Origin of the sequence: Gudongella sp. DL1XJH-153, assembly GCF_049310905.1 — a bacterium.
Lineage (GTDB): Bacteria > Bacillota > Clostridia > Tissierellales > Tissierellaceae > Gudongella.
This window is the reverse complement of sequence record NZ_JBMEMN010000002.1, coordinates 19017-40497: the sequence shown is the minus strand read 5'-3', so window position 1 is coordinate 40497 and position 21481 is coordinate 19017. Positions and strand designations below refer to the sequence as shown.

Below are 21481 nucleotides of genomic sequence, written 5' to 3'. Positions count from 1 at the left end.
ATGAAAGGAGATTAAAAAATGATTAACTATGATGCAATCGAAGGATTGGAAGAGAAGACCTTCTGGAAGCATTTTGCTGATATTTCAGTGATTCCAAGAGGATCTGGAGTGCCATCAAATCAAATAGGCATTAGCAACTATATTTTCTCCTTCATACGGAAGCTGGGTCTTGAGGTTTATCAGGATGAGCATCTTAATGTGGTTGCAAGAAAACCTGCAGCGAAAGGCTACGAGGAAGAACCACCGGTAATGCTTCAGGCGCATCTGGATATGGTGTGTGAAAAGGAGCTTTACACTAATCATGATTTTAAAAGGGACCCAATAAGATTAATAAGGGAAGGCGATACCATCATGGCGGATGGTACGACTCTTGGAGCAGATGATGGGATTGGAGTGGCATTTATAATGTCAATTCTTGAAGATCAGAGTCTTAAGCATCCTGAGATTGAGGCAGTATTTACCACAGATGAAGAGACTGACATGGGAGGAGCCTTTAATCTGGATTACTCAAAAATAAAGAGCAGGCTTATTCTAAATCTTGATGCTGAGGCAATCGGGGTTTGTGGTTCTGGGGAGCTCGAGTTAGAGATGAGTATTCCCATCAAAAGAGAACCTGTTATGAAGAAATCTGAAGTATGCAGAATAAAAATTGGAGGTCTTAAAGGTGGACACTCCGGGATGAATTCCATGGATGAAAGAGGCAATGCAATTCTTATACTGACAAGATTGATTCTTGCATTGCAGAATAAGGTTGATTTCAGATTGGCTGATATTATAGGTGGACAAGGAATGTCATCTGCATTTGCCAGAAATTCAACCTGTGTTATATCTTATCCAGCTGTTGCAAGAGATGATGTCACAAGAATTTTGGATGAAGAGTTTGCAGTTATAAAAAAAGAGATGGAAAGAAGAGATCCCTCAGTTAAAATGGACTTGGTCTTTGAAGTTGAGGTTTATGATAATGTAATTGATGAGAAGTCACAGAACAAATTGCTGGACCTTCTAACAATTCTCCCGGATGGCTTGTTCTCTCTAAATAGGGAGTTTCTCGGAGCAATGGAGTCCGCAACAAATATAGGAGTAATTGAAACAAATGAAAACAGGGTATTTGTAACAATGCTTATCAGAAGTTTTCTTCCAGGCAAGAAGTACTTTCTACTCCGAAAGGCAGTTAGATTATGTGAGCTGCTGGGAGTAGAACACAGTATTGGGAGAGACCTTCCACATTGGGAGTACAATGTAAGTGAAAAACTTATGAAAATACTAAATGATGTATACCCGAATACAGAGTTCCATGCAAGTCAGGCTACTCTTGAGGCTGGAATTTTCAACATGAATATTCCAGAGTCAACTGTAATATCCCTTGGATCTCCCTACTACGAAGCACATTCACCCAGCGAGTACCTTTCAATAGCTGAAACAGAAGACTACTGGGAAATGCTTATAAGTTTCCTTGAAAAACTGAAAAATGATGAATAGCATAAGTATTTGCTTGAAATAAAAGGAGATAGATAAATGTTTGGAAAGAAGACACCTTGGTTGCTTGTTCTCGCGTGGATGGCTATCATATTTTACCTTAGCAGTCAGCAGGCTGCTGATTCAAATCAACTGAGTACAGGTATTACAAAAATTATTGTTGATTTGATTTCAGGAGTATTTCCTGGATTGGCACCACAGGTCCAGTGGCTCAATCATATTGTAAGAAAGAATGCTCATTTTATTGCATATTTCATTTTGGGGCTGTTGCAAATAAATGCATTATATGTAAATGGACTTGGAGGCAGGAAGGCATTTATTACTGCGCTTGCGATATGCTTTTTATATGCAGTATCAGATGAGTTTCATCAGACTTTTGTTCCAGGTAGAAGCGGTGAGCTGAGGGATGTCATTATAGATAGCATGGGGTCTTTAACGGCAATAGGCATATATACGATTGGAAGAGTGAAGTTTAGGAAATCCAACATATAGGGGGAATTAGCCATGGGCATTTATGAAAGTCCGCAGTATGAGGTTGTTAAGGAATATGGAGACATTGAAATCAGGAAGTACGAATCATACAATCTTGTAACCTATGAGAATCCCGATGATCGTACCTCAAACGAGGGTTTTTCAAATCTGTTTTTATATATTTCGAAAGGAAATGAAAGAGAAGAAAAAATCAGTATGACCGTTCCTGTAATCGATGAGAAGAAATCAGGAATTAAAACCATGTCTTTTGTTGTACCCTCAAAATTCAATCAGGATGAAATTCCCTTGCCAAATAGTGATTTTCTAAGTATAAAAACAATTAAAAAAGGATATTTTGCAGTTATAAGATTCAGGGGCAATCCTACAGAGAAGAAGATAATGGACAATGAGGAGAAGCTCAAAAAATTTATCGAGGACAAGGGATACAAAGTGTTGTCCAATTATTACAATGCTTTTTACGATCCACCATTTCAGCTGCCCTTTATAAAGAAGAGTGAAATAATGGTTAGAATAGAGTATACGGTTTAATAGAACTGAATAAGCGAATCATGGCCTGCTAAGGATAGCAGGTCTTTTTATGTGATTAGGTTTTCTTATGAGAAAAATAGGCTAATAGAAAAATCTAATAACCCTTTATTGACATAAACTCAAATGATAGTATTGATTAGGACATGAATAACTGATTACAAAAAGGAGAGGAATTAGATGAGTAAAAAAGCATTAATTGTATTATTTGTTGTAGGAGTTATGATATTTGCATTTACTGGGTGTTCAACTACTGAAGAACCCGTAGAACCAGCAGAGACACCAGAGGTAGAAGAACCAGCTGAAGAGCCAGCAGAAGAAGTGTCAGAGCTTGAGGATAAGGTTGTAATTTATTCAACACATGGTGAAGACATGATTGAAATGGTTGCAGAAGCTTTCCAGGAAGAGACAGGAGTCCAGGTTGAGTATATAAATCTTAAAGGAGAGCTGGCAGAAAGAGTTGAGGCTGAGAAGGATAATCCCCAGGCCGATGTAATGTTTGGAGGAGCATCAAATCTTTTTATGGACCTTAAGGGTAAGGACCTTTTTGAACCTTTTAACCCTGAATGGGCTGATGAACTTGACCCAATGTTCAAGGATTCAGAAAATCATTGGTTTGGAACTATCCAGACACCTGTTGCATTATTCTATAACACAGATTTGGTTCAACCTGAAGATTTACCAAATGACTGGTATGATCTGACAGATTCTAAATATGAAGGGAAACTCATCTTCAGAAACGCACTTTCATCATCTGCAAGGGTTATGTATTCTGCTTTGATTCAACAGCATGAAAAAAATTCCTCAATAGAAGAGGGTTGGGAGTTTATGAGAGCACTTGATAAAAATACCAAGCAGTATTTTGACAGTGGCTCACTTATGATGCAGGCAATAGGAAGAGAGGAAGCCAGCATAAGCTTTTCAACGCTTAACGATGTAATAGACAACAAGCTGAACAACAATTTACCTATAGAAATAATCCAGCTAGAAAGTGGTTATCCTGTAATAACAGATGGAATAGCAGCAATAAAGAATTCTCCACACCCTGAAGCAGCAAAGGCATTTGTAGAATTTGCGGGAAGTGCAGAGATTCAAAGCATGCTGGCAAATGAGTTTAACCGTTTGCCAACACACCCCGGGGCACTTGCAACTTCTCCAGAGTGGATGGATGAAATAACATTTGAAGCAATGGATGTTGACTGGGTCGATTTATCAGAAAAGCAATCTGAATGGATGCAGAAATGGGATACAGAAATCAAGGATACAGGAAAAGATGTGAATTAAATGAAAAACCTGATTAAGCTGGTTTTACTGGCTGTTTTGGGAGTTTTCGTATTATATCCGTCAGTTAGAACACTTCTGGTCAGCTTGCAAACTGACCAGGGGTTTTCACTAGAAAATTATGAATATATATTTAGTACAGCAGGATCCCTGGTAGCTATAAAAAACACTTTGATTATGGGTGCATTTACGGTTTTAATCTGTGGTTTTATTGGGACCTTTCTTGCATTTTTTGTACATTATTTTGATTTTCCCTTTAAGAAACTGCTGGATCGGGTCTTGCTTTTGCCATTGGTAGTTCCAGGACTTATCATAGTATTTGCATTTGTTCAGCTTTATGGGGAAAGTGGTATGGTTACCAAGACCATTCAGAATGCATTTGGACTGGAAGGATTGCCGTATACATTTATGGGACTCCCAGGAATACTTATGGTTCATGCATATACTCAATACATTTACTTTTACATGAATGTATCTGTAGCTGTAAAAGAGCTTGATAGATCAGTTATTGAAGCGGCTATGAATCTTGGAGCATCACCTGTGAGAGTTTTTTGGACTATTGTTTTACCATTCATATCTCCGGCTCTAATAAGTTCAGGAATATTGACATTTATGACTGGGATCGGTTCGTTCTCTGCTCCTAATATTATAGGCGGAGGATTTAAAGTTTTAACGACCCAGATACTTCTTGCCAAGGCAAATTTATATATGGATCTTGCTGCAGCCCAGGTAGTAGTCCTTTCATTGTTTGCAATAAGCTACATGCTGATTGCAAGATATTATGAAAGAAAGGTTTCATTTCAGGCAGGTACAAGAGAACATTTGATTCAACCAGTTAGGATAAAGAACAGTATTGTGAAAGTCATTATGTCAGCATTAGCAATTGGAATAATAATTATGATTTTTCTTCCCATAGTAACAATAATTGTATTATCATTTGTGAAGCCAGGATCCTGGATGATAGAGATTTTTCCAAGAGAGTTCAGTTTTGATAATTATATAAGGATTTTCACAAGGAGCAGAAGTTTAGCTCCATTTATGAACAGTCTAAGAATGGCTTTGATTGCGGCATTTGCAGCAATTGTGATTGCCATTCCAGCAGCATACACCGTAACCAAGACAAAAACCAGATTGAAACCGCTTTTGGAAATATTATTGATGCTGCCATTTGCATTGCCAGCCAGTGCCATAGCTATCAATATGATTAACGGATTCAGTTCAGTTCTACTGGGAAAATGGATAATGCTTCCGCTTGCTTATTTTATTAGCATGTTGCCCATGGCTGTCCGTTCTGTTACAATCTCTTACCAGCGACTAAAGGATCAGTATGGAGAAGCATCTATGAACTTAGGTGCAAATAGAATTACTACTTTTTTAAAAGTTACTCTTCCTTTGGTTTCTCCAGGGATATGGTCAGGATTTTTACTAGTGTTCATAAGAAGTTTGGGCGAATATACTATTTCAGCCTTTCTTTATACTGCTGCCAATAGACCTATATCAATAGCAATGGTGAACAGTGTATTTGAGTTTCAGATTGGATTGGCGATGGCTTATGGAGCTTTGGTTTTACTCTTGACTGCCATAGGTTCATCGATATTAAAAAGACTGCAGGGAAATGTTGAATAGATGAGGTGTAAAATGAGAATTCAGTTTCATACAGATACTGTAAAAAAAAGCAATGAGGATATATATGGCCTTACAAAAAGAGGTGCATTTGTTATTGATGGTGCCTCTGCACTAACAAAGAGAAGCTATGTTCCTGATGGAAATGATGTCAGCTGGATGGTTCAGTGGTGGAGAGATTATCTGGATGATTATTTGGACGATACCACTTACACCATTCAAGAAATCATGAAGGAAGGCATTGAAAAATTTAACAGAGAATACGGAAAGTTTGTAGATCTCAATACTCTGCAACCACACGAACAGTTATCAGCAGGAATAGCAATCATTAGAAAGAACGGTGATATTTTAGAATCTTACGTTCTTGGAGATGTTGAAATATCTGTTGAGGACAAATCGGGAGATTGTAAAATCGTTACAGATGAGGCTTTAAAAGGACTTGATTCTGAGGTAGTCGAACTGATGAGAAGAAATCATCAAAGAGAGAGACAATTGGTATTCAAGGGTTTTACAGAGGAAGAGATGGATATACTTATAAGGAACAGAAAAAAGATGAATATTCCTGGAGGCTATTTTATTCTAGGACATAGCATAGAGGCAGTTGATATGGGAATATATAGGAAATTCCAGATAGATGAGGTTGAAAGGTGCCTTCTTTCAACTGATGGAATAGTACCCTTGAATTATAAATATAGCAGAAGAAATCTGCTGGATCGAATTCGAGCAAAAGGGGTCAGGGAAGTAATCCGCGAACTAAGGGGCTTGGAGGAATCCGACAGAGAGAAAAGAACGATTGGACGTTTAAAGACTCATGATGATGTCACAGTTGTATATTTGGATTTTGGACTTCAGTCCTGATAAGGGCAGGTGATAGATATGGATATTAGAATTGATTCAATCACACATCATTATGGCACAAATCGGGTACTTGATGATGTAAGTCTATTGGCAGAACATGGACAACTTGTAGCTTTGCTTGGACCATCAGGATGTGGTAAAACAACATTGCTGAGACTTATTTCAGGTTTGCTGCAGGTTGAAAAAGGAGCGATTCATTTCGGAGATCTTAATGTTACAGAAATGGATCCAAGAAAAAGGAATGCAGTTATGGTATTTCAAAGCTATGCTCTATTTCCACATTTAACTGTAGGTGAAAATATAGCATATGGGTTAAAGGTAAGAGGATTTTCGAAAGAAGACAGAAAAAAAAGAATCATGGACATACTGCAGACAGTTGAACTTGAAGGATATGAGGATAGAAGGATAAGCCAGTTGAGTGGAGGGCAGCAGCAGAGAGTAGCTCTTGCAAGAGCTTTGATAGTGCAACCAGATGCACTTCTGTTCGATGAACCATTAAGCAATCTGGATGAGAAGCTAAGAGTATCCATGAGACAAGAAATAAGAAGGATTCAAAAGAAAGCAGATATTACTGGTATATATGTAACACATGACCAGGAGGAGGCCATGTCAATTGCTGACATGATAGTGATTATGAACTCGGGGGTAATCCAGCAGATTGGACCACCAAGGGAGGTTTATGAAAACCCGGTAAACAAGTTTGTAGCTGAGTTTATGGGAGAGTGTAATTTCATAGAATATGCTGATGATACTTATATGGTAAGACCAGATGGCATAATACCATCAAAGGATGGAGAATATTCGGGGATTGTGGAATGGGTCGAATATCTGGGAAGCATTACCAGATTAAGTTTGCAGTGGCATCGTAGAAATCTGATTATGGATGTTCCATCAATAATATTTGGGGAATCAATCCCTATGGAGGGACAAGAGCTTGGTTTTGATATTAAACTGCAGAATGCAGTAATCATGAATGACTAACATGGAGCCGATTGGCTCCTTTTTTGTGTAAAGAAGTAAAACTAAAGGGTATAAGTGAAATAGAGGAAAAAAGGGGGTAAATTGATGACATTGATTAATGACACTATAAAAAAACAATTGGAACACAGAACCATTAGAGAATTTAAAAAGCAATCGGTTCCAGAGGAAATATTTGACACACTGATGCATGTTGCACAGAGGACTGCCACATCAAATGGGATGCAGACTTATTCGATAATGAGGATAACTGACCAGGCAAAGAAGGATGAAATATCAACTGTTTGCAGACAGGAATATGTAGCAAGGGCACCGGAGCTTCTGATTTTTATTGTAGACCAGTTCAGAAATGCAAAGATTGCTGAACAAAAGGGAGTGGAGTCAGTAAATGCAAGAGATATGGACAAGTTCTTTCAGGGTTTTACTGATTCGGCCATTGCTGCCCAGAACCTTGTAGTAGCGGCAGAATCCTTGGGGTTGGGGGTAAATTATCTTGGTAGCATCCTAAATGATGCTGAAAAGATGTGTGATATATTGGGATTGCCTGAACTGACATTTCCTGTTGTAGGACTAAGCTTCGGTTATCCAAACCAGGATCCGCAAGTCAAGCCAAGAATGGACATGAGTTTAAGAGTGTTTGAAAACACTTATCAGGTCCACGAGGATTACCTAAGTGAGCTAAAGGATTATGATAAAGAGATGCAAACCTATTATGACCTTAGAAATGCAAACAAGAGAGTGGATAGCTTCACTGATCAGGTGGCTGCAAAAACAATGAGTGTAATAGATAAAAGACAGCTGCTGGTGAATCTAATAAGAAAGCAAGGTTTTGAATTGATGATTGAAGAAGAATAGAATTTTATAGCTCCTCCATGTTTAGTTATGGGTATAAATATCTTAAAGTAAAACATGGGGGAGTTTATATGTCTAAAAATAAATTTAAGAGTACTATCATAGTGTTGCTAGCATTGACGATGATTCTGTCATCCTGTGCTCCTGCAATTGTTGAAGAGGAAGAGAGTGATAAAATAAGCCTGACACCGGACTATTCAAATAGCAGATACAAGGAGATCTATCTTGCTGGCGGCTGTTTTTGGGGAGTTGAGGCATATTTCGAGAGAATAATTGGAGTGGAATATACAAACGTAGGTTATGCAAATGGAGAGTCAGATACAACAAACTATAATTTAATAGAAGAAACAGGACATGCTGAGACAATTTACCTGGTTTATGATCCTGAAATTATAAGTCTCCAAAGTATACTAACCTACTTTTATGGTATAATTGAACCTACAAGTGTCAATAAACAGGGAAATGATGTTGGTACTCAGTACAGATCAGGAATATATTATGTAGATGATGATGACCTGGATGTAATTCAGACTGTCACAGAAAAAGAGCAGGAAAAATATTCAGGGCCCATAGCAACAGAAATTCAGAAGCTCCAAAATTACGTTTTAGCAGAAGACTATCACCAGGACTACTTGTATAAGAATCCCAACGGTTATTGTCATGTTGATTTAAGTAATATTCCATCTGAAAGACCATCCATAAGAGCTTCAGATTATCCTAAGCCAAGTGATGATGAAATCAGGGAGAAGCTGACTGATCTTCAATACAGCATAACCCAGGAGGGCGCAACTGAAACGGCTTTTCAGAACCCATTCTGGAACAATCATGATGAAGGACTTTATGTTGATATTGTAACGGGTGAACCCTTGTTTCTATCAAGGGATAAATTTGATTCAGGCTCAGGCTGGCCAAGCTTTACAAGACCAATTGACTGGAATGTTATTACACTGCACTTGGATGCAACCATGGGTATGGAAAGAATCGAAGTAAAAAGCAGAACTGGGGACACCCATTTGGGACATGTATTTAATGATGGCCCTGCTGAGGAAGGTGGACTTAGGTTTTGTATAAATAGTGGTGCATTGGATTTTATCTACCTTGAAGAGATGGAGCAGAATGGATACGGAAAATATTTGATGTACTTTCAATGATGAGGAGGAGAATAATTGATAAAGATCATGGCAGATTCAACCTGTGATTTATCACAGGAAATAATCGATAAGTACAACATTGGAGTGGCACCACTGAATATTGAGATTGGAGAAAAAACCTATCAGGATAAAATTGATATAACTCCTGACAGATTTTATGAGATGCTGCCAACGCTCCAGGAATTGCCAAGCACATCGATGCCCAGTCCTGAAGAGTACCTGAGCATAATCGACGAAGCTATTCCACAAGGGTATGACGAGTTTTTGATTATATGCATGTCTAGCGGTACAAGTGGATCATATCAATCAGCAGAGATTGCAAAGGGATATTTTTATGACAGAAATCCCGATGCCAAAATAAGAATTCATGTAGTGGATTCCTTATCAATGAGCCATGGAAGCGGATGGCTTATTATGAAATCTTCTCAGCTGATCCAGGAAGGTTATGATTTTGACCAACTTGTTCGGTTCAGCGAGGACAACAAGAAAAGGGTCAAGCATTTTCTGTGCGTAGATGACTTAAACAATCTTATAAAAAGTGGAAGATTGTCAAATTCCAGCGCATTTATTGGAAAACTGCTTAGGGTTAAACCCATTATGACCATGAAAAAAGGAAAAGGCGCTATTGTTGCCAAAGAACGAGGCTGGAACAAGGTTTTAAGGTATTATACTAGTGAATTTATGAAAAGGATTGATAGGGAGAATACAAATTTTATTATAATTGGCTACACATCAGATATTCATATTGCCAATGCTCTGAGAGACAAGGTAATCCAGGACACTGATTTTAAAGGCGAGATATACATTATGCAGATGGGAGTTGCCGTGGGTACACATGTTGGGCTTGGTGGACTATCAATGTTCTTTATGGAAAACAATTGAAGAAATTTAAGGGTGTATTAGGTTTACGCCCTTTTTCTGTTTAAAATTATGTGTATAATAGACATATATACAAAATTTTGGGGGTGTTTTGATGAAATTTGTTACATTTAAGCTAAGAGATAAGGAGTATCCAGGTGTATTGGACAAGGAAGAAAAATCTGTTTACAGCTTGGATAAGATATTTGGAGTTGGAAGATTTAAAACACTGGTTGATTTTATTGGAGATTCAAAGGAAGAACATATAAGTAAAATAGAGGCTACATTAGAGGAAAAATCAATCAAGGCCATACCGCTTGATGAAGTCAGCATATTGTCGCCTATAACCAAGCCGGTTCACGACATAATCTGTGTAGGTGTAAATTACGCTGATCACTTGAAGGAATCTCAGGCGGCAATAAAGGATGGCAATCTAGAAAAGGTGACCAAGCCTGTATATTTCTCAAAGAGGACAACCAGAATAGTAGGTCCTGATGAGAATATAGAGGCTGAAATTGAGCTTGATGAGGAGTTTGATTACGAGGTCGAGCTTGCCGTAATAATCGGTAAAGCTGGTAAAGATATAGCTTTGGATAAGGTTGAGGATCATATCTTCGGGTATTCCATATTCAACGATCTATCCTCAAGAAGACTTCAGAGAGATCATATACAGTGGTACAAGGGTAAAAGCCTGGATGGGTATTCTGTTATGGGTCCTGTAGTGCTTCATAAATCACAACTACCATTTCCTATGGAAGTTGATGTTATATCAAAGGTTAATGATGAAATAAGACAAAACTCAAATACCAGAATGCTTATAAATGACATAGCGACATTGATTTCAGACTTTTCAAAGGGAATAACCCTGGAGCCTGGGGACATAATTGCGACTGGAACTCCTGCCGGAGTTGGAATGGCATTAAATCCTCCTAGATACATGGTCAAAGGGGATGTGGTCCAATGTGAAATTCCCGAAATTGGAGTTCTAAGGAATAAGATTATCTAGCGGTATCGGAGGGGTTTGATGGACTTAAAGACCGTAGGAATCATTTTGGAAATTCTTGCGCCAATATCTATGATTGCTGATAAAAATGGGGATATACTTTGGAAAAGCACTTCAATGGAAGGGCTTATTTCCAGTGGATTAAAAAGCATTACTGAAATTCTTGGAGTTAATATAGATAAACTAAGGATGATTTCAGATAAAGTTGAGATGAATGTTGTTATGGACAAAAATAATTACCTGGCGCTGCTTTTTAAGACTGAGTCAATGTATATTATTGAATTAAGGGAGCTTGGAGATTACAATGATCCAGAGGTTAAAGCTGAAAGTTTGTTGCAGGTTGTTGAGAATCTCTATGATGGAGTTCTTCTTAGTGACAAAAATGGGCGGGTAATGATTTACAACAAGGCGATGGAAGAACTGGAAAAAAGAAAAGCTGAGGATATGATTGGAAAATTCATCTGGGATGCATATGGATACAGTGACAAGAATAAATCTGAGCATATGGAAGTGCTTGAAAGCGGAAAGGCAATTATAAACAAATATGCTGCCCACGCATACAACAAAGGCAAGCCGGTTTATAAATCGTATTCAACCATTCCAATAAAGCATGGTGAGTCTACTATAGGTGTGTTTTCAATAAGCAAGGATGAAACCAAGCTTCAGAACCTTCTCACTCAGATAATGGAACTGAAAAAGGAATCATATGGCCTTGAAGAAAGAGAAGGGACTTTCCTTAATGGGACAAGATTCACTTTTACGGATATAATTGGTTCAAGTGATGCAATCAGGAGAGTTATAAGAGAAGCTCAGGCAATTGCCTGGCTTGACAATAGCATACTCCTTGTTGGGGACACGGGTACAGGAAAAGAGGTATTTGCTCAAAGCATCCACAACTTCAGCAAAAGGAAGGCTCATCCCTTTATAGGCATAAACTGCTCTGCAATACCGGAGAATCTTCTTGAAAGCATCCTTTTCGGTGCAGTCAAGGGAGCGTATACGGGAGCGGTGGATTCACCGGGACTTTTTGAGGAAGCTGGTGAAGGTACCCTCTTCCTCGATGAAATTGACTCAATGCCAATTAATATGCAAACGAAGCTGCTGCGGGTGCTGCAGGAAAGAAATACCCGTAGAGTCGGAGGTAAAGACAGTTACCCGATCAAATGCCGTATAATAAGTGCCATGAATACTGATCCATATAAACTTATAGATGCAGAAAAACTGAGATTGGATCTGTTCTATAGGATTGCAGGATACAATCTATATATTCCTCCACTTAAAGATAGAGGTGATGATATTTTCCACATCAGCCATCACTATATCAAGAGATACAATCTGCTTATGGAAAAAATCATCTCCAGCATTGGAGAAGATTTGAAAAATATGATGAAAAGCTATCTATGGCCGGGAAACATAAGAGAGCTGGAGCACTTTATAGAAAATACCATGGTCAGATCAGGAGATGATGAAAAGATACTCAAGCTGGAAAATACTCCTGACTACATCCTTGAAGCCATGAAGTGGAGCGATTCAAACAAGGACAGGAGAGAGATTGCAACAGAAAACCTTCAAAATAGCTTGGATGGGCTGGAAAAAAGACTTGTAAGTGGAGCCCTTGAAAAAAATCTATGGAATGTTACTAAAACAGCCAAAGCCCTTGGAATCACAAGACAAAGCTTGATTTACAGAATGAGAAAATATGACATCAGCAGAAAATATGAAATTGATTGATTGAAAACAAAACATTGTGTTTTAAAATAAAACACACACAAATGACAAAAACAGGCAAAAGTGTTTTAAAAAGAAACATAGCTGCCTGTTTTTTTAATTTTCATAATAATGGGATGGGTATTTCAGACGGCCGTAAAGCTTCAAAAACTTGGCACATATATTGCAAGAATATTAAGGGTAAGAGGAGTATGAAGCAATATTGAAAGGAGGAGTTCCATGAAGGCATCATTGGTTATTGAAAACATAAAGACTTTGGTCACTGTTAGGGGAGGAGAAATGCCTCGAACCGGAAAAGCCCAGGGTCAGGCAGGTATAATTGAGAATGGAGTGGTTGCAGTAAAGGATGGGAAGATAATATTTGTAGGTGAGGGGGATTTACCTGAAGGAATTGAAATCAGCGAGGATACTGTAGTTATTGATGGTAGCGGAAAAACCGTCACTCCTGGGTTGATTGACTGTCACACTCACCTGGTTCACGGAGGAAGCAGGGAGAACGAGCTTGCAATGAAGCTTGAAGGCAAAGGATATCTTGAAATCCTGGCAGCGGGAGGTGGAATCCATTCCACAACAAAGGCAACTGAAAATGCTACTTCGCAGGAGCTATATGAGAAAGCCTGGAAAAGTCTCCAAACAATGTTGGGATTTGGAGTTACTACAGTGGAAGCTAAATCAGGCTATGGCATTGGAAGTTTTGAAACAGAACTGAAGCAGATTGAAGTTGCAAACAAGCTTAATCAGGATCACCCGGTTGATATTCTTCCAACATTTATGGGAGCCCATGCCATACCAGCTGCATACAAGGAAAACCCGGATCAGTTTGTAGATAAGCTGGTAAACGAAATGATTCCTCATATTGCAGAAAACAAATTGGCAAAATTCTGTGATGTATTTTGTGAAGAAGGAGTATTCAGCGTCGACCAGTCCAGAAGGATAATTCTTGCTGCAAAGAAGAATGGATTGATTCCAAAGATACATGCAGATGAAATAGTATCACTTGGTGGAGCTGAACTGGCAGCGGAAACCGGATGTATCTCGGCAGAACACCTAATAGGAGCCAGTGATCAGGGTATCAAGGATATGGCTGAGGCTGACACAATAGCAGTATTGCTTCCTGGTACCAGCTTCAATCTTCAAAAGAATGGTGCAAGGGCAAGAGACATGATCCAAGCTGGAGTTCCCGTGGCAGTATCCACAGACTACAATCCGGGAAGCTGTCCAAGTGAAAATCTTCAACTGATGATGACTCTGGCATCACTGACACTGAAGATGCTTCCCGAAGAGGTCATAACTGCAGTAACGTTAAATGCAGCGGCAGCCCTTGGGATATCAGACCATACAGGATCACTTGAAATAGGTAAAAATGCGGATATTGCAATCTTTGACGCTCCCAATCTTGACTATATGATATATCACTTCGGTATCAATCATACAGATAAGGTTGTAAAGGGTGGAAAAGTAGTATTTGAAAAATAAAGGAGGCTGTATTATGTGGAATAACAAAAATATCGGTGAGGCAATGGAAATAAAGCTGGATAATTATCTTCCAGAGTATCCTGAGTTTAGCAAATTTATCAGAAGAGCTCCAAAAAGGGAATTTACACTTACTCAGAAGGAGACAGAGGTTGCTCTTAAGAATGCTCTTAGATATGTTCCTGAAGATCTTCATGAAGAGCTGGCACCTGAGTTTCTTGATGAGCTTCTGACAATGGGAAGAATCTATGGTTACAGATTCAGACCGGATGAATTGATCTATGGAAAGCCAATTGATGAATACAAGGGTAAATGTATTGAAGGCAAGGCATTTCAGGTTATGATTGACAACAATCTCTCCTTTGATGTGGCACTCTATCCATATGAGCTTGTCACCTATGGTGAAACCGGACAGGTATTCCAGAACTGGATGCAGTACAGATTAACAATGAAGTATCTTGAAGAGCTGACTGACCAGCAGACACTGGTTCTTCAGTCGGGTCATCCACTGGGACTATTCAAGTCCCACAAGAACAGCCCAAGGGTTATAATCACAAATGCACTTATGATCGGAGCATTTGATGATCAGGAGCATTGGATCAAGGCTCAGGCAATGGGAGTTGCAAACTACGGGCAGATGACTGCAGGTGGATGGATGTATATCGGACCTCAGGGAATTGTACATGGAACATATAACACTATCCTAAATGCAGGAAGACTGAAGCTTGGTATTCCTGATGACAGGGATCTTGCGGGTCATATGTTTGTAAGCTCTGGACTTGGTGGAATGAGTGGTGCTCAGGGCAAGGCTGCCAAGATTGCAGGTGGTGTAGGGATAATTGCTGAGGTTGATATTTCAAGAATCAATACTAGGCTTGAGCAAGGCTGGATAGATGAATTTCATGAAGATCTTGGTGAGTTGTTCAATTCAGCTCACAAGGCAATGGAAGAGAAGAAGGCAACCGCTATTGCATATCATGGAAACATAATTGACCTACTTGAATATGCACTTGAAAATGACATCCACATTGAGCTACTTTCAGACCAGACTTCTTGTCATGCGGCCTATGATGGTGGCTATTGTCCACAGGGTCTTTCATTTGAAGAGAGAACAAAGATGCTACTTGAGGACAAGAAGGGATTTATCAAGGAAGTTGACAAGAGTCTAAAGCATCACTTCCATCTGATTCAGAAGCTTGCTGAGAGGGGAACATACTTCTTTGATTATGGAAACAGCTTTATGAAGGCTATTTACGATGCTGGAGTAATGGAAATATCAGCAAATGGAATTGACGATACAGACGGGTTTATCTTCCCGTCATATGTCGAGGATATTATGGGACCAATGCTGTTTGACTACGGATATGGACCATTCAGATGGGTTTGCCTAAGCGGCAGGCATGAGGATCTTACAAAGACCGACAAGGCTGCAATGGATTGTATAGATCCAGATAGAAGAGGACAGGACAGGGACAATTACAACTGGATCAGAGACGCTGAAAAGAACAAGCTTGTTGTTGGAACTCAGGCCAGAATACTGTACCAGGACGAAGTGGGAAGAACGGAGATTGCCTTAAAGTTCAATGAAATGGTCAGAAAGGGAGAAGTTGGACCGATTATGCTTGGAAGAGACCACCACGACGTATCTGGAACGGATTCACCATTTAGAGAGACTGCAAACATCAAGGATGGAAGCAATATCATGGCTGATATGGCAACTCACTGCTTCGCTGGAAATGCAGCAAGGGGAATGAGTCTGATTGCCCTTCACAATGGTGGAGGAGTAGGAATCGGAAAATCCATCAACGGTGGATTTGGAATGGTTCTTGATGGATCAGAAAGAGTTGACAATATCCTTAAGCTTGCAATGCCATGGGATGTAATAAGTGGAGTGGCAAGAAGGGCATGGGCAAGAAACGACAACTCACTAGATACAATCATTGAGTTCAATAAGAACAACAAGGACACCGATCATATTACACTGCCATATGTGGCTGATGATAATCTTGTCAAGAATCTTGTTGAAAAGAAGTACAAGTAAGGCCGATAAACTATAGTAGGCACAATAAAAGCTGACCAGATGGTCAGCTTTTATTGTGGTTTTCAAGAAAATATGCAAGTGATGATCTTACAAGTGCTCGTTCATAAGGGTCATCAGATTGAATTGAAAGATTTTCAGGATCCTTGGAGATTAGTTCTCTAAGGAAGTATATAAGCTGCTTGCTATAAAGTGTCATACAGCCAATTGGATCAACACCAGGCCAGGCGTTACAGCTTACAACAGTTCTTCTGTGGGTTGTATCCACTCCTTCTGGAATGCTATCATAGGCAGGATCCTCAGGACCAAAGACCAGTTGATCCAGAGTGCCAGTTGGAATGCCTTCAATTCCCTTTACCTGAATAGGAGAAATATCTGTATTGTATGGATCTGCCGATAGATCCAGTATTATTCCATGAGATGGCATTTCTTCAAGCCAGCTATTTTCAATTATGTATTGGGTAGGGTCTCTTCTCCTGCTGGCATCTACAAGTATATCCATGAAATTGAGCTGTTCCTTAAGGATTTTAGGATTTTCAGTTATACTTCTGGGATAAAGATTTATTATCATTCCCGGTGTTTCTGATTCATTATTCAGGAAAAAATGGTCACTATAATATTTAAGAGCCTTTGCAGCCTCAAGACCAACTGCACCAAAACCCAGTATTCCTGCATAAATAGGTCTGTTACCAGGGATTTTAAAGTGGTCCGTCTTTTTCTTTAGCTCATTGAATGCTACTTCAACTCCTGAATAGGAAGTTCCACTGTAATTTACAACCATTCTCCTGTTCCAGTCATCTTCTATACCGTCCATTGAAAATGGAATTATTTGAAGTTCCTGGAGAAGGTTGTTTCTGCTTTCGCGGGTATCGTAGTGGAGCATTGAAAATATTACTGCGCCGGGTTTCATCCATTTTAGTTCATCTTCTTCAGGTGTTCTCAACACAACGACCATATCTGCATTAAAAACTTCCCTTCTTGGAAGGATTTTGATCCTATCATTGGCTAGAAGATAGTCATTGATTCCAAATCCCATTCCTATTCCGTAGTCCTCTTCGACTAGAATTTCTATATCTTGATTCAATTGGAGCAATCTGAAAAGCAGGGGTACAAAATCCCTTCTCTCACTTTCTTCCTTATTCATCCTTGGAAATCCGATAGAATGTATCTTCATTTAGTCACCGTCCTTTAGGGTATTTCCTATATCATACCTAAACTGCTCCGTAATGGCAACTTTTGTGAAGGTAAATATTCCACAATAACCTGTAAAATCATACGTGAATCTGATAATATTAAGATAGCAGAAAATGCTAATATATTACGGGAGGTACATATGAGTATATTTGAAATACTTATGCTGCTGTGTTTTGGTGCAGCTTGGCCATTTGCAATCTACAAGTCATATACATCCAGGTCAATAAAAGGTAAGAGCCCAATATTTCTTCTGGTTCTTATGAGTGGGTATGTTTTCGGGATAATGAATAAGCTTTTTCATCAGTACGACAATGTAATTTACTTGTATATGTTGAATCTGAGCATGATTGCCACTGATTTTGGGTTATATATAAGGAATAAGAGAATTGGGGAAGAGAGCTAAGGCAATTCACAATTCTCAATGCACGATTCATACCCCCTCGATGAATTCCAACAAAATCACAGATTTTGAGGAAGTCTATCGCCGGGCACTTCGCAATTGAAAAGATTTTTCTTATATTCTTCGAAATCCTTGGCAACGATTTTACTTCGGACCGCTCATACCCCCTCGATGAATTCCAGAAAAATCAAAGATTTTTAGGAATTCTATCGCCGGGCACAAGCGGTTAAAACCTTGGCCAAGTAATGTCCTCAAAAAATGTTCCCATCGGATTTCTTGAGTAATTGTCATGTCGAGAGTAGTCGAGACATCTCTAATCCTTTTAAAACGAAGTCTTATCCTCTGGATCAAAAATAAGCAAGGAAAGTAATGAAGACAGGGGGAAGACAGGGGGACGTTTCATCTGTCTTTAATTTTAAACTAAAATTATGGAGGTGTTGTAAAATGAAAATAGTTGTGCTTGATGGATATACACTGAATCCTGGGGACTTGTCCTGGGAGGGAATTTCTCAATTCGGTGAGCTTACAGTATACGACAGAACGGCATACAAACCAGGAGGGGAGGACCTGGTTGTTGAAAGGGCAAAGGATGCCGATGCGATTCTTCTTAACAAGACACTTCTGACCCGTGAGATGATAGATAGACTTCCGAAATTGAAGTATGTAGGAGTACTGGCAACGGGCTACAATATCGTGGATATTGAAGCAGCCAAAGAAAATGGAATTGTAGTAACCAATGTTCCAACCTATGGAACTACAGCTGTTGCACAGATGATATTTGCATTGCTTTTGGAGCTTTGTCATCATGTGGGAGAACACAGCAAGGCTGTCTTTGACGGAGAATGGGTCGAAAATCCAGACTGGTCATTCTGGAACTACCCTCTGGTGGAATTAGCCGGTAAAACAATGGGGATTATAGGTTACGGTCGAATCGGCAGTAATGTAGGGAAAATTGCCCAGGCTTTAGGCATGAAAGTCCTTGCAATGGCAAGTAGTCCAAAGCCTGAACTAGAGACAGAGGATCTAAGATTTGCATCACTGGATGAAATTCTGGAACAGTCAGATGTAATAAGCCTCCATGTACCCCTTTTTGAATCCACAGAAGGTATGATAAATAAGGATTCAATAGAAAAAATGAAGAAAAACGTTATGATAATCAATACATCAAGAGGACCTTTGATAGTTGAGAAAGATCTTGCAGAAGCATTGAACAGTGGAAGGATTGCAGGAGTAGCTCTTGATGTGGTATCTTCTGAACCGATCAATGAGGATAACCCACTTCTAAAGGCAGAGAACTGTATTATAACACCACATATTGCATGGGCTCCGAAGGAGTCTAGAAAGAGACTGATGGATGTTGCAGTTGATAATCTGGAGAAGTTCATCCAAAGGAATCCAATAAATATAGTGAATGATTAAAAAGGTGCTGATGGGTATTATTGCCCATTCAGCACCTTTCTGTAATAATCAGTATCCAGCATCCACGCTGAATAAAGGAATTTCGAATCGATATAATCTGAAACGGATTCTCTGTATTTTGTCTTTTGATCCTCACTGGCATTTGCGAAATCTCCTGAAGGTAGGAAATCACCAGTTTCTGAATTAAAACTACCTTTGTCAGTGATAAAGCTTCTGTTTGAAAAAATTGCAAGAGGTGGCTTGTCTGAGAACACATCTCTCCCCATCAGAAGTCTGGAGTCAAATTGAAGTCCCATAAGGTTTGAAATAGTGGGCAAAATGTCAAGACTTGATGTAGGTGCCTCAATAATCTGTGGTTCCATATCTTTTACATAAAGAATAAATGTATTTTCATAGAGCTCAAAGTTAGTTTCAATCTCATTTCCTGACAGTTCAGCCAATTCTTCAAGAGTCAGTCCGTACGGATAATGATCTGAGCTCATGGCAATTAGTGTTTTATTTGCAACTCCTTCATGTTCAAGCTGGGAGAGAAGATATTCGAGTGCCCTGTCGAGCTCAATCTGAGTTGCAAGATATGCCTTTACGTTGTCTGAGTAGGGAAGAGATTCCACCAAAGCTCTGTTCTTATCAGCAATATCATTCTCACCGAATCTATATCTAAAATGCCCACTTACGGTCATGTAATAGGTATGGAATCTATCACTATTGATATACTCAGGAATAGTTTTTTCCATCATCTGAACATCAGATTCTGGCCATGAATTATCGAGTTGGAGACCATTTCCTACACCTTTGTACTCATATCCCATATTAGTATGTGTAAACTGCCTCTCATAGTAAGTATAGGTGTGATTGTGATAGGCCATAGTTTTATACCCTAGGGTATTTAATTGAGTGCCCAATGAAAATGGAATCAAATTGTTTTTTGACTTAGAAAAACTCCATATACCAGGCTTTGGAAGCAGTCCTGTAGTAGCAACATATTCTCCGTCTGTTGTGCTCACACCCCATATTGGGGTGTAGAAATTTTTAAAATTAAATCCTTCATTAACCATTTTGTATAATGTTGGAGTGATATCCTCTCTTACAGCTAGGTGCGAAAAACTTTCAGCAGTAATAAATACAAGGTTGTAGTCCTTAAAAATTCCTGTATACTGATTTTTCATCGATGGCTCAATAATATGAAAGTAATTGTGAAGAGCTGATGTCTTTTCATCATGCTGCTTAACTGCAATTGCGCTGAAATCTATGTCCATTATATTGTAGAGATCCTTTAATCCCTCATAAGGCTTGTTTTTAACAAAATCCTTATCTTTGGAAGTCAGTTCAATGTATTTTTTGATATCATCCTCACTGGGGATGCTTCTGGGTTTCCAATCGGACAGCTGTCTCTTTATATCAAGTCTAATATAGGTAAGAAGACCTAAATTTTCAACGGAGAACTCAGGCTGATGGATATTGTAGTAGAGATTGTATGGTGAGTTTACATCCCTCTTGCCATTATGAACAATCTGGAGTCCGATAATATGAAATATAACTCCAAGAACAATCAAAAATGCTTTTATGGAATTATAGGAATTAAAATCCAAAAGATCAATTTTTAGCATAATCATGTAGGCAGGTAGTGGAAGAAAAGCAATCAAAACTGAAATCAGATTGTTGCGTACAGTACTTACTGCAATCCCAGTAAACTCCAACACATCTCCCGCATTTCCAACGGAATAAGTTATGTAGAAAGTACGAAAAACCTTGTAGTACACCAGTTGGGATGCAAAAATCAGGCAAAGGAGTAGTATCAGAATTGCCCCGAGGAACATGTTGATATTGGGTGCGAAGAATGTTGAAATCGAATAAAGAATCGAAGCAAAAAAGACTCCAAAAATTACAGACAGAAGCTGTCCCTTGGATATAAGAGTTTCCCTGAATTGAAGTCGAATATATGATTCAAGAAAGATTATTGTTGTTAGATAGAAAAGAAACAGGTAATATGTATTCATAATAAACCTCATTTATATTTGCTTTTAACAATAGTATACCACTTCAGATAAGACTTTGAATAATTTTTGGAAGTTTCCATATAATAGGGTATAAAGAAAATGGATGCTTATAAGAGGAACTAAGGAGGAGGTAAT

General features: G+C 38.9%; 18 protein-coding genes. 16 read left to right on the top strand and 2 right to left on the bottom strand.

Annotation, left to right across the window (positions count from 1 at the left end; all coding sequences use genetic code 11):
* Window positions 1-18 precede the first annotated feature (18 nt).
* The 14 genes from pepD (at window position 19) to ACOEN1_RS01710 (ending at window position 16339) form a co-directional block, all read left to right on the top strand.
* On the top strand, window positions 19-1479 hold the full coding sequence (gene pepD, locus ACOEN1_RS01775) for a beta-Ala-His dipeptidase (protein WP_422484696.1): 1461 nt from the start codon (window positions 19-21) through the stop codon (window positions 1477-1479).
* A 36-nt stretch (window positions 1480-1515) separates the two neighbouring features.
* Window positions 1516-1968 carry a VanZ family protein gene (locus ACOEN1_RS01770; RefSeq protein ID WP_422484695.1) on the top strand — a complete coding sequence of 151 codons (453 nt, stop codon included), beginning with the start codon at window positions 1516-1518 and terminating at the stop codon, window positions 1966-1968.
* Between the two features lie 12 nt (window positions 1969-1980).
* Window positions 1981-2496, top strand: coding sequence for an SOUL family heme-binding protein (locus ACOEN1_RS01765; RefSeq protein ID WP_422484694.1), 516 nt, complete (start codon window positions 1981-1983; stop codon window positions 2494-2496).
* Between the two features lie 177 nt (window positions 2497-2673).
* A complete protein-coding gene (locus ACOEN1_RS01760) occupies window positions 2674-3777 on the top strand; it encodes an extracellular solute-binding protein (protein WP_422484693.1) in 1104 nt (367 codons plus the stop codon).
* Window positions 3778-5400 (top strand): ABC transporter permease, encoded by a 1623-nt coding sequence (locus ACOEN1_RS01755; protein ID WP_422484692.1) that lies wholly within the window; start codon window positions 3778-3780, stop codon window positions 5398-5400.
* A gap of 12 nt (window positions 5401-5412) precedes the next feature.
* A complete protein-coding gene (locus ACOEN1_RS01750) occupies window positions 5413-6255 on the top strand; it encodes a hypothetical protein (protein ID WP_422484691.1) in 843 nt (280 codons plus the stop codon).
* A gap of 18 nt (window positions 6256-6273) precedes the next feature.
* The gene (locus ACOEN1_RS01745) at window positions 6274-7236 is read left to right on the top strand and encodes an ABC transporter ATP-binding protein (RefSeq protein ID WP_422484690.1); all 963 of its coding nucleotides are present in this window, start codon (window positions 6274-6276) and stop codon (window positions 7234-7236) included.
* Window positions 7237-7320: 84 nt separating this feature from the next.
* Entirely contained in the window at window positions 7321-8088 is a 768-nt protein-coding gene (locus ACOEN1_RS01740; RefSeq protein ID WP_422484689.1) for an NADPH-dependent oxidoreductase, read from the top strand.
* Window positions 8089-8156: 68 nt separating this feature from the next.
* Complete coding sequence (gene msrB, locus ACOEN1_RS01735) at window positions 8157-9236, top strand: peptide-methionine (R)-S-oxide reductase MsrB (protein ID WP_422484688.1); 1080 nt, start codon at window positions 8157-8159, stop codon at window positions 9234-9236.
* Window positions 9237-9251: 15 nt separating this feature from the next.
* Window positions 9252-10118: a DegV family protein gene (locus tag ACOEN1_RS01730; RefSeq protein ID WP_422484687.1), complete on the top strand. Its 867-nt coding sequence runs from the start codon at window positions 9252-9254 to the stop codon at window positions 10116-10118.
* 91 nt (window positions 10119-10209) lie between these two features.
* On the top strand, window positions 10210-11100 hold the full coding sequence (locus tag ACOEN1_RS01725) for a fumarylacetoacetate hydrolase family protein (RefSeq protein WP_422484686.1): 891 nt from the start codon (window positions 10210-10212) through the stop codon (window positions 11098-11100).
* 18 nt (window positions 11101-11118) lie between these two features.
* A complete protein-coding gene (locus tag ACOEN1_RS01720) occupies window positions 11119-12828 on the top strand; it encodes a sigma-54 interaction domain-containing protein (RefSeq protein WP_422484685.1) in 1710 nt (569 codons plus the stop codon).
* 216 nt (window positions 12829-13044) lie between these two features.
* Complete coding sequence (gene hutI / locus ACOEN1_RS01715; RefSeq protein ID WP_422484684.1) at window positions 13045-14301, top strand: imidazolonepropionase; 1257 nt, start codon at window positions 13045-13047, stop codon at window positions 14299-14301.
* Between the two features lie 13 nt (window positions 14302-14314).
* Window positions 14315-16339: a urocanate hydratase gene (locus ACOEN1_RS01710; protein ID WP_422484683.1), complete on the top strand. Its 2025-nt coding sequence runs from the start codon at window positions 14315-14317 to the stop codon at window positions 16337-16339.
* A 43-nt stretch (window positions 16340-16382) separates the two neighbouring features.
* On the opposite strand, the gene ACOEN1_RS01705 is transcribed toward ACOEN1_RS01710, so the two are convergent.
* Window positions 16383-17510 carry a hypothetical protein gene (locus ACOEN1_RS01705; RefSeq protein WP_422484682.1) on the bottom strand — a complete coding sequence of 376 codons (1128 nt, stop codon included), beginning with the start codon at window positions 17508-17510 and terminating at the stop codon, window positions 16383-16385.
* A gap of 159 nt (window positions 17511-17669) precedes the next feature.
* On the opposite strand from ACOEN1_RS01705, the gene ACOEN1_RS01700 reads away from it, so the two are divergent.
* The gene (locus tag ACOEN1_RS01700; RefSeq protein WP_422484681.1) at window positions 17670-17933 is read left to right on the top strand and encodes a hypothetical protein; all 264 of its coding nucleotides are present in this window, start codon (window positions 17670-17672) and stop codon (window positions 17931-17933) included.
* A 441-nt stretch (window positions 17934-18374) separates the two neighbouring features.
* Entirely contained in the window at window positions 18375-19349 is a 975-nt protein-coding gene (locus ACOEN1_RS01695) for a D-2-hydroxyacid dehydrogenase (RefSeq protein ID WP_422484680.1), read from the top strand.
* 17 nt (window positions 19350-19366) lie between these two features.
* Here the strand turns inward: ACOEN1_RS01695 and ACOEN1_RS01690 are convergent, their stop codons facing one another.
* Complete coding sequence (locus tag ACOEN1_RS01690) at window positions 19367-21346, bottom strand: LTA synthase family protein (RefSeq protein ID WP_422484679.1); 1980 nt, start codon at window positions 21344-21346, stop codon at window positions 19367-19369.
* Window positions 21347-21481: the final 135 nt, after the last annotated feature.

Bases quoted from the DNA above. Each gene is read 5' to 3' on its own strand.
- pepD (WP_422484696.1), top strand. From the start codon at position 19: ATGATTAACTATGATGCAATCGAAGGATTGGAAGAGAAGACCTTCTGG.
- ACOEN1_RS01770 (WP_422484695.1), top strand. From the start codon at position 1,516: ATGTTTGGAAAGAAGACACCTTGGTTGCTTGTTCTCGCGTGGATGGCT.
- ACOEN1_RS01765 (WP_422484694.1), top strand. From the start codon at position 1,981: ATGGGCATTTATGAAAGTCCGCAGTATGAGGTTGTTAAGGAATATGGA.
- ACOEN1_RS01760 (WP_422484693.1), top strand. From the start codon at position 2,674: ATGAGTAAAAAAGCATTAATTGTATTATTTGTTGTAGGAGTTATGATA.
- ACOEN1_RS01755 (WP_422484692.1), top strand. From the start codon at position 3,778: ATGAAAAACCTGATTAAGCTGGTTTTACTGGCTGTTTTGGGAGTTTTC.
- ACOEN1_RS01750 (WP_422484691.1), top strand. From the start codon at position 5,413: ATGAGAATTCAGTTTCATACAGATACTGTAAAAAAAAGCAATGAGGAT.
- ACOEN1_RS01745 (WP_422484690.1), top strand. From the start codon at position 6,274: ATGGATATTAGAATTGATTCAATCACACATCATTATGGCACAAATCGG.
- ACOEN1_RS01740 (WP_422484689.1), top strand. From the start codon at position 7,321: ATGACATTGATTAATGACACTATAAAAAAACAATTGGAACACAGAACC.
- msrB (WP_422484688.1), top strand. From the start codon at position 8,157: ATGTCTAAAAATAAATTTAAGAGTACTATCATAGTGTTGCTAGCATTG.
- ACOEN1_RS01725 (WP_422484686.1), top strand. From the start codon at position 10,210: ATGAAATTTGTTACATTTAAGCTAAGAGATAAGGAGTATCCAGGTGTA.
- ACOEN1_RS01720 (WP_422484685.1), top strand. From the start codon at position 11,119: ATGGACTTAAAGACCGTAGGAATCATTTTGGAAATTCTTGCGCCAATA.
- hutI (WP_422484684.1), top strand. From the start codon at position 13,045: ATGAAGGCATCATTGGTTATTGAAAACATAAAGACTTTGGTCACTGTT.
- ACOEN1_RS01710 (WP_422484683.1), top strand. From the start codon at position 14,315: ATGTGGAATAACAAAAATATCGGTGAGGCAATGGAAATAAAGCTGGAT.
- ACOEN1_RS01705 (WP_422484682.1), bottom strand. From the start codon at position 17,510: ATGAAGATACATTCTATCGGATTTCCAAGGATGAATAAGGAAGAAAGT.
- ACOEN1_RS01700 (WP_422484681.1), top strand. From the start codon at position 17,670: ATGAGTATATTTGAAATACTTATGCTGCTGTGTTTTGGTGCAGCTTGG.
- ACOEN1_RS01695 (WP_422484680.1), top strand. From the start codon at position 18,375: ATGAAAATAGTTGTGCTTGATGGATATACACTGAATCCTGGGGACTTG.
- ACOEN1_RS01690 (WP_422484679.1), bottom strand. From the start codon at position 21,346: ATGAATACATATTACCTGTTTCTTTTCTATCTAACAACAATAATCTTT.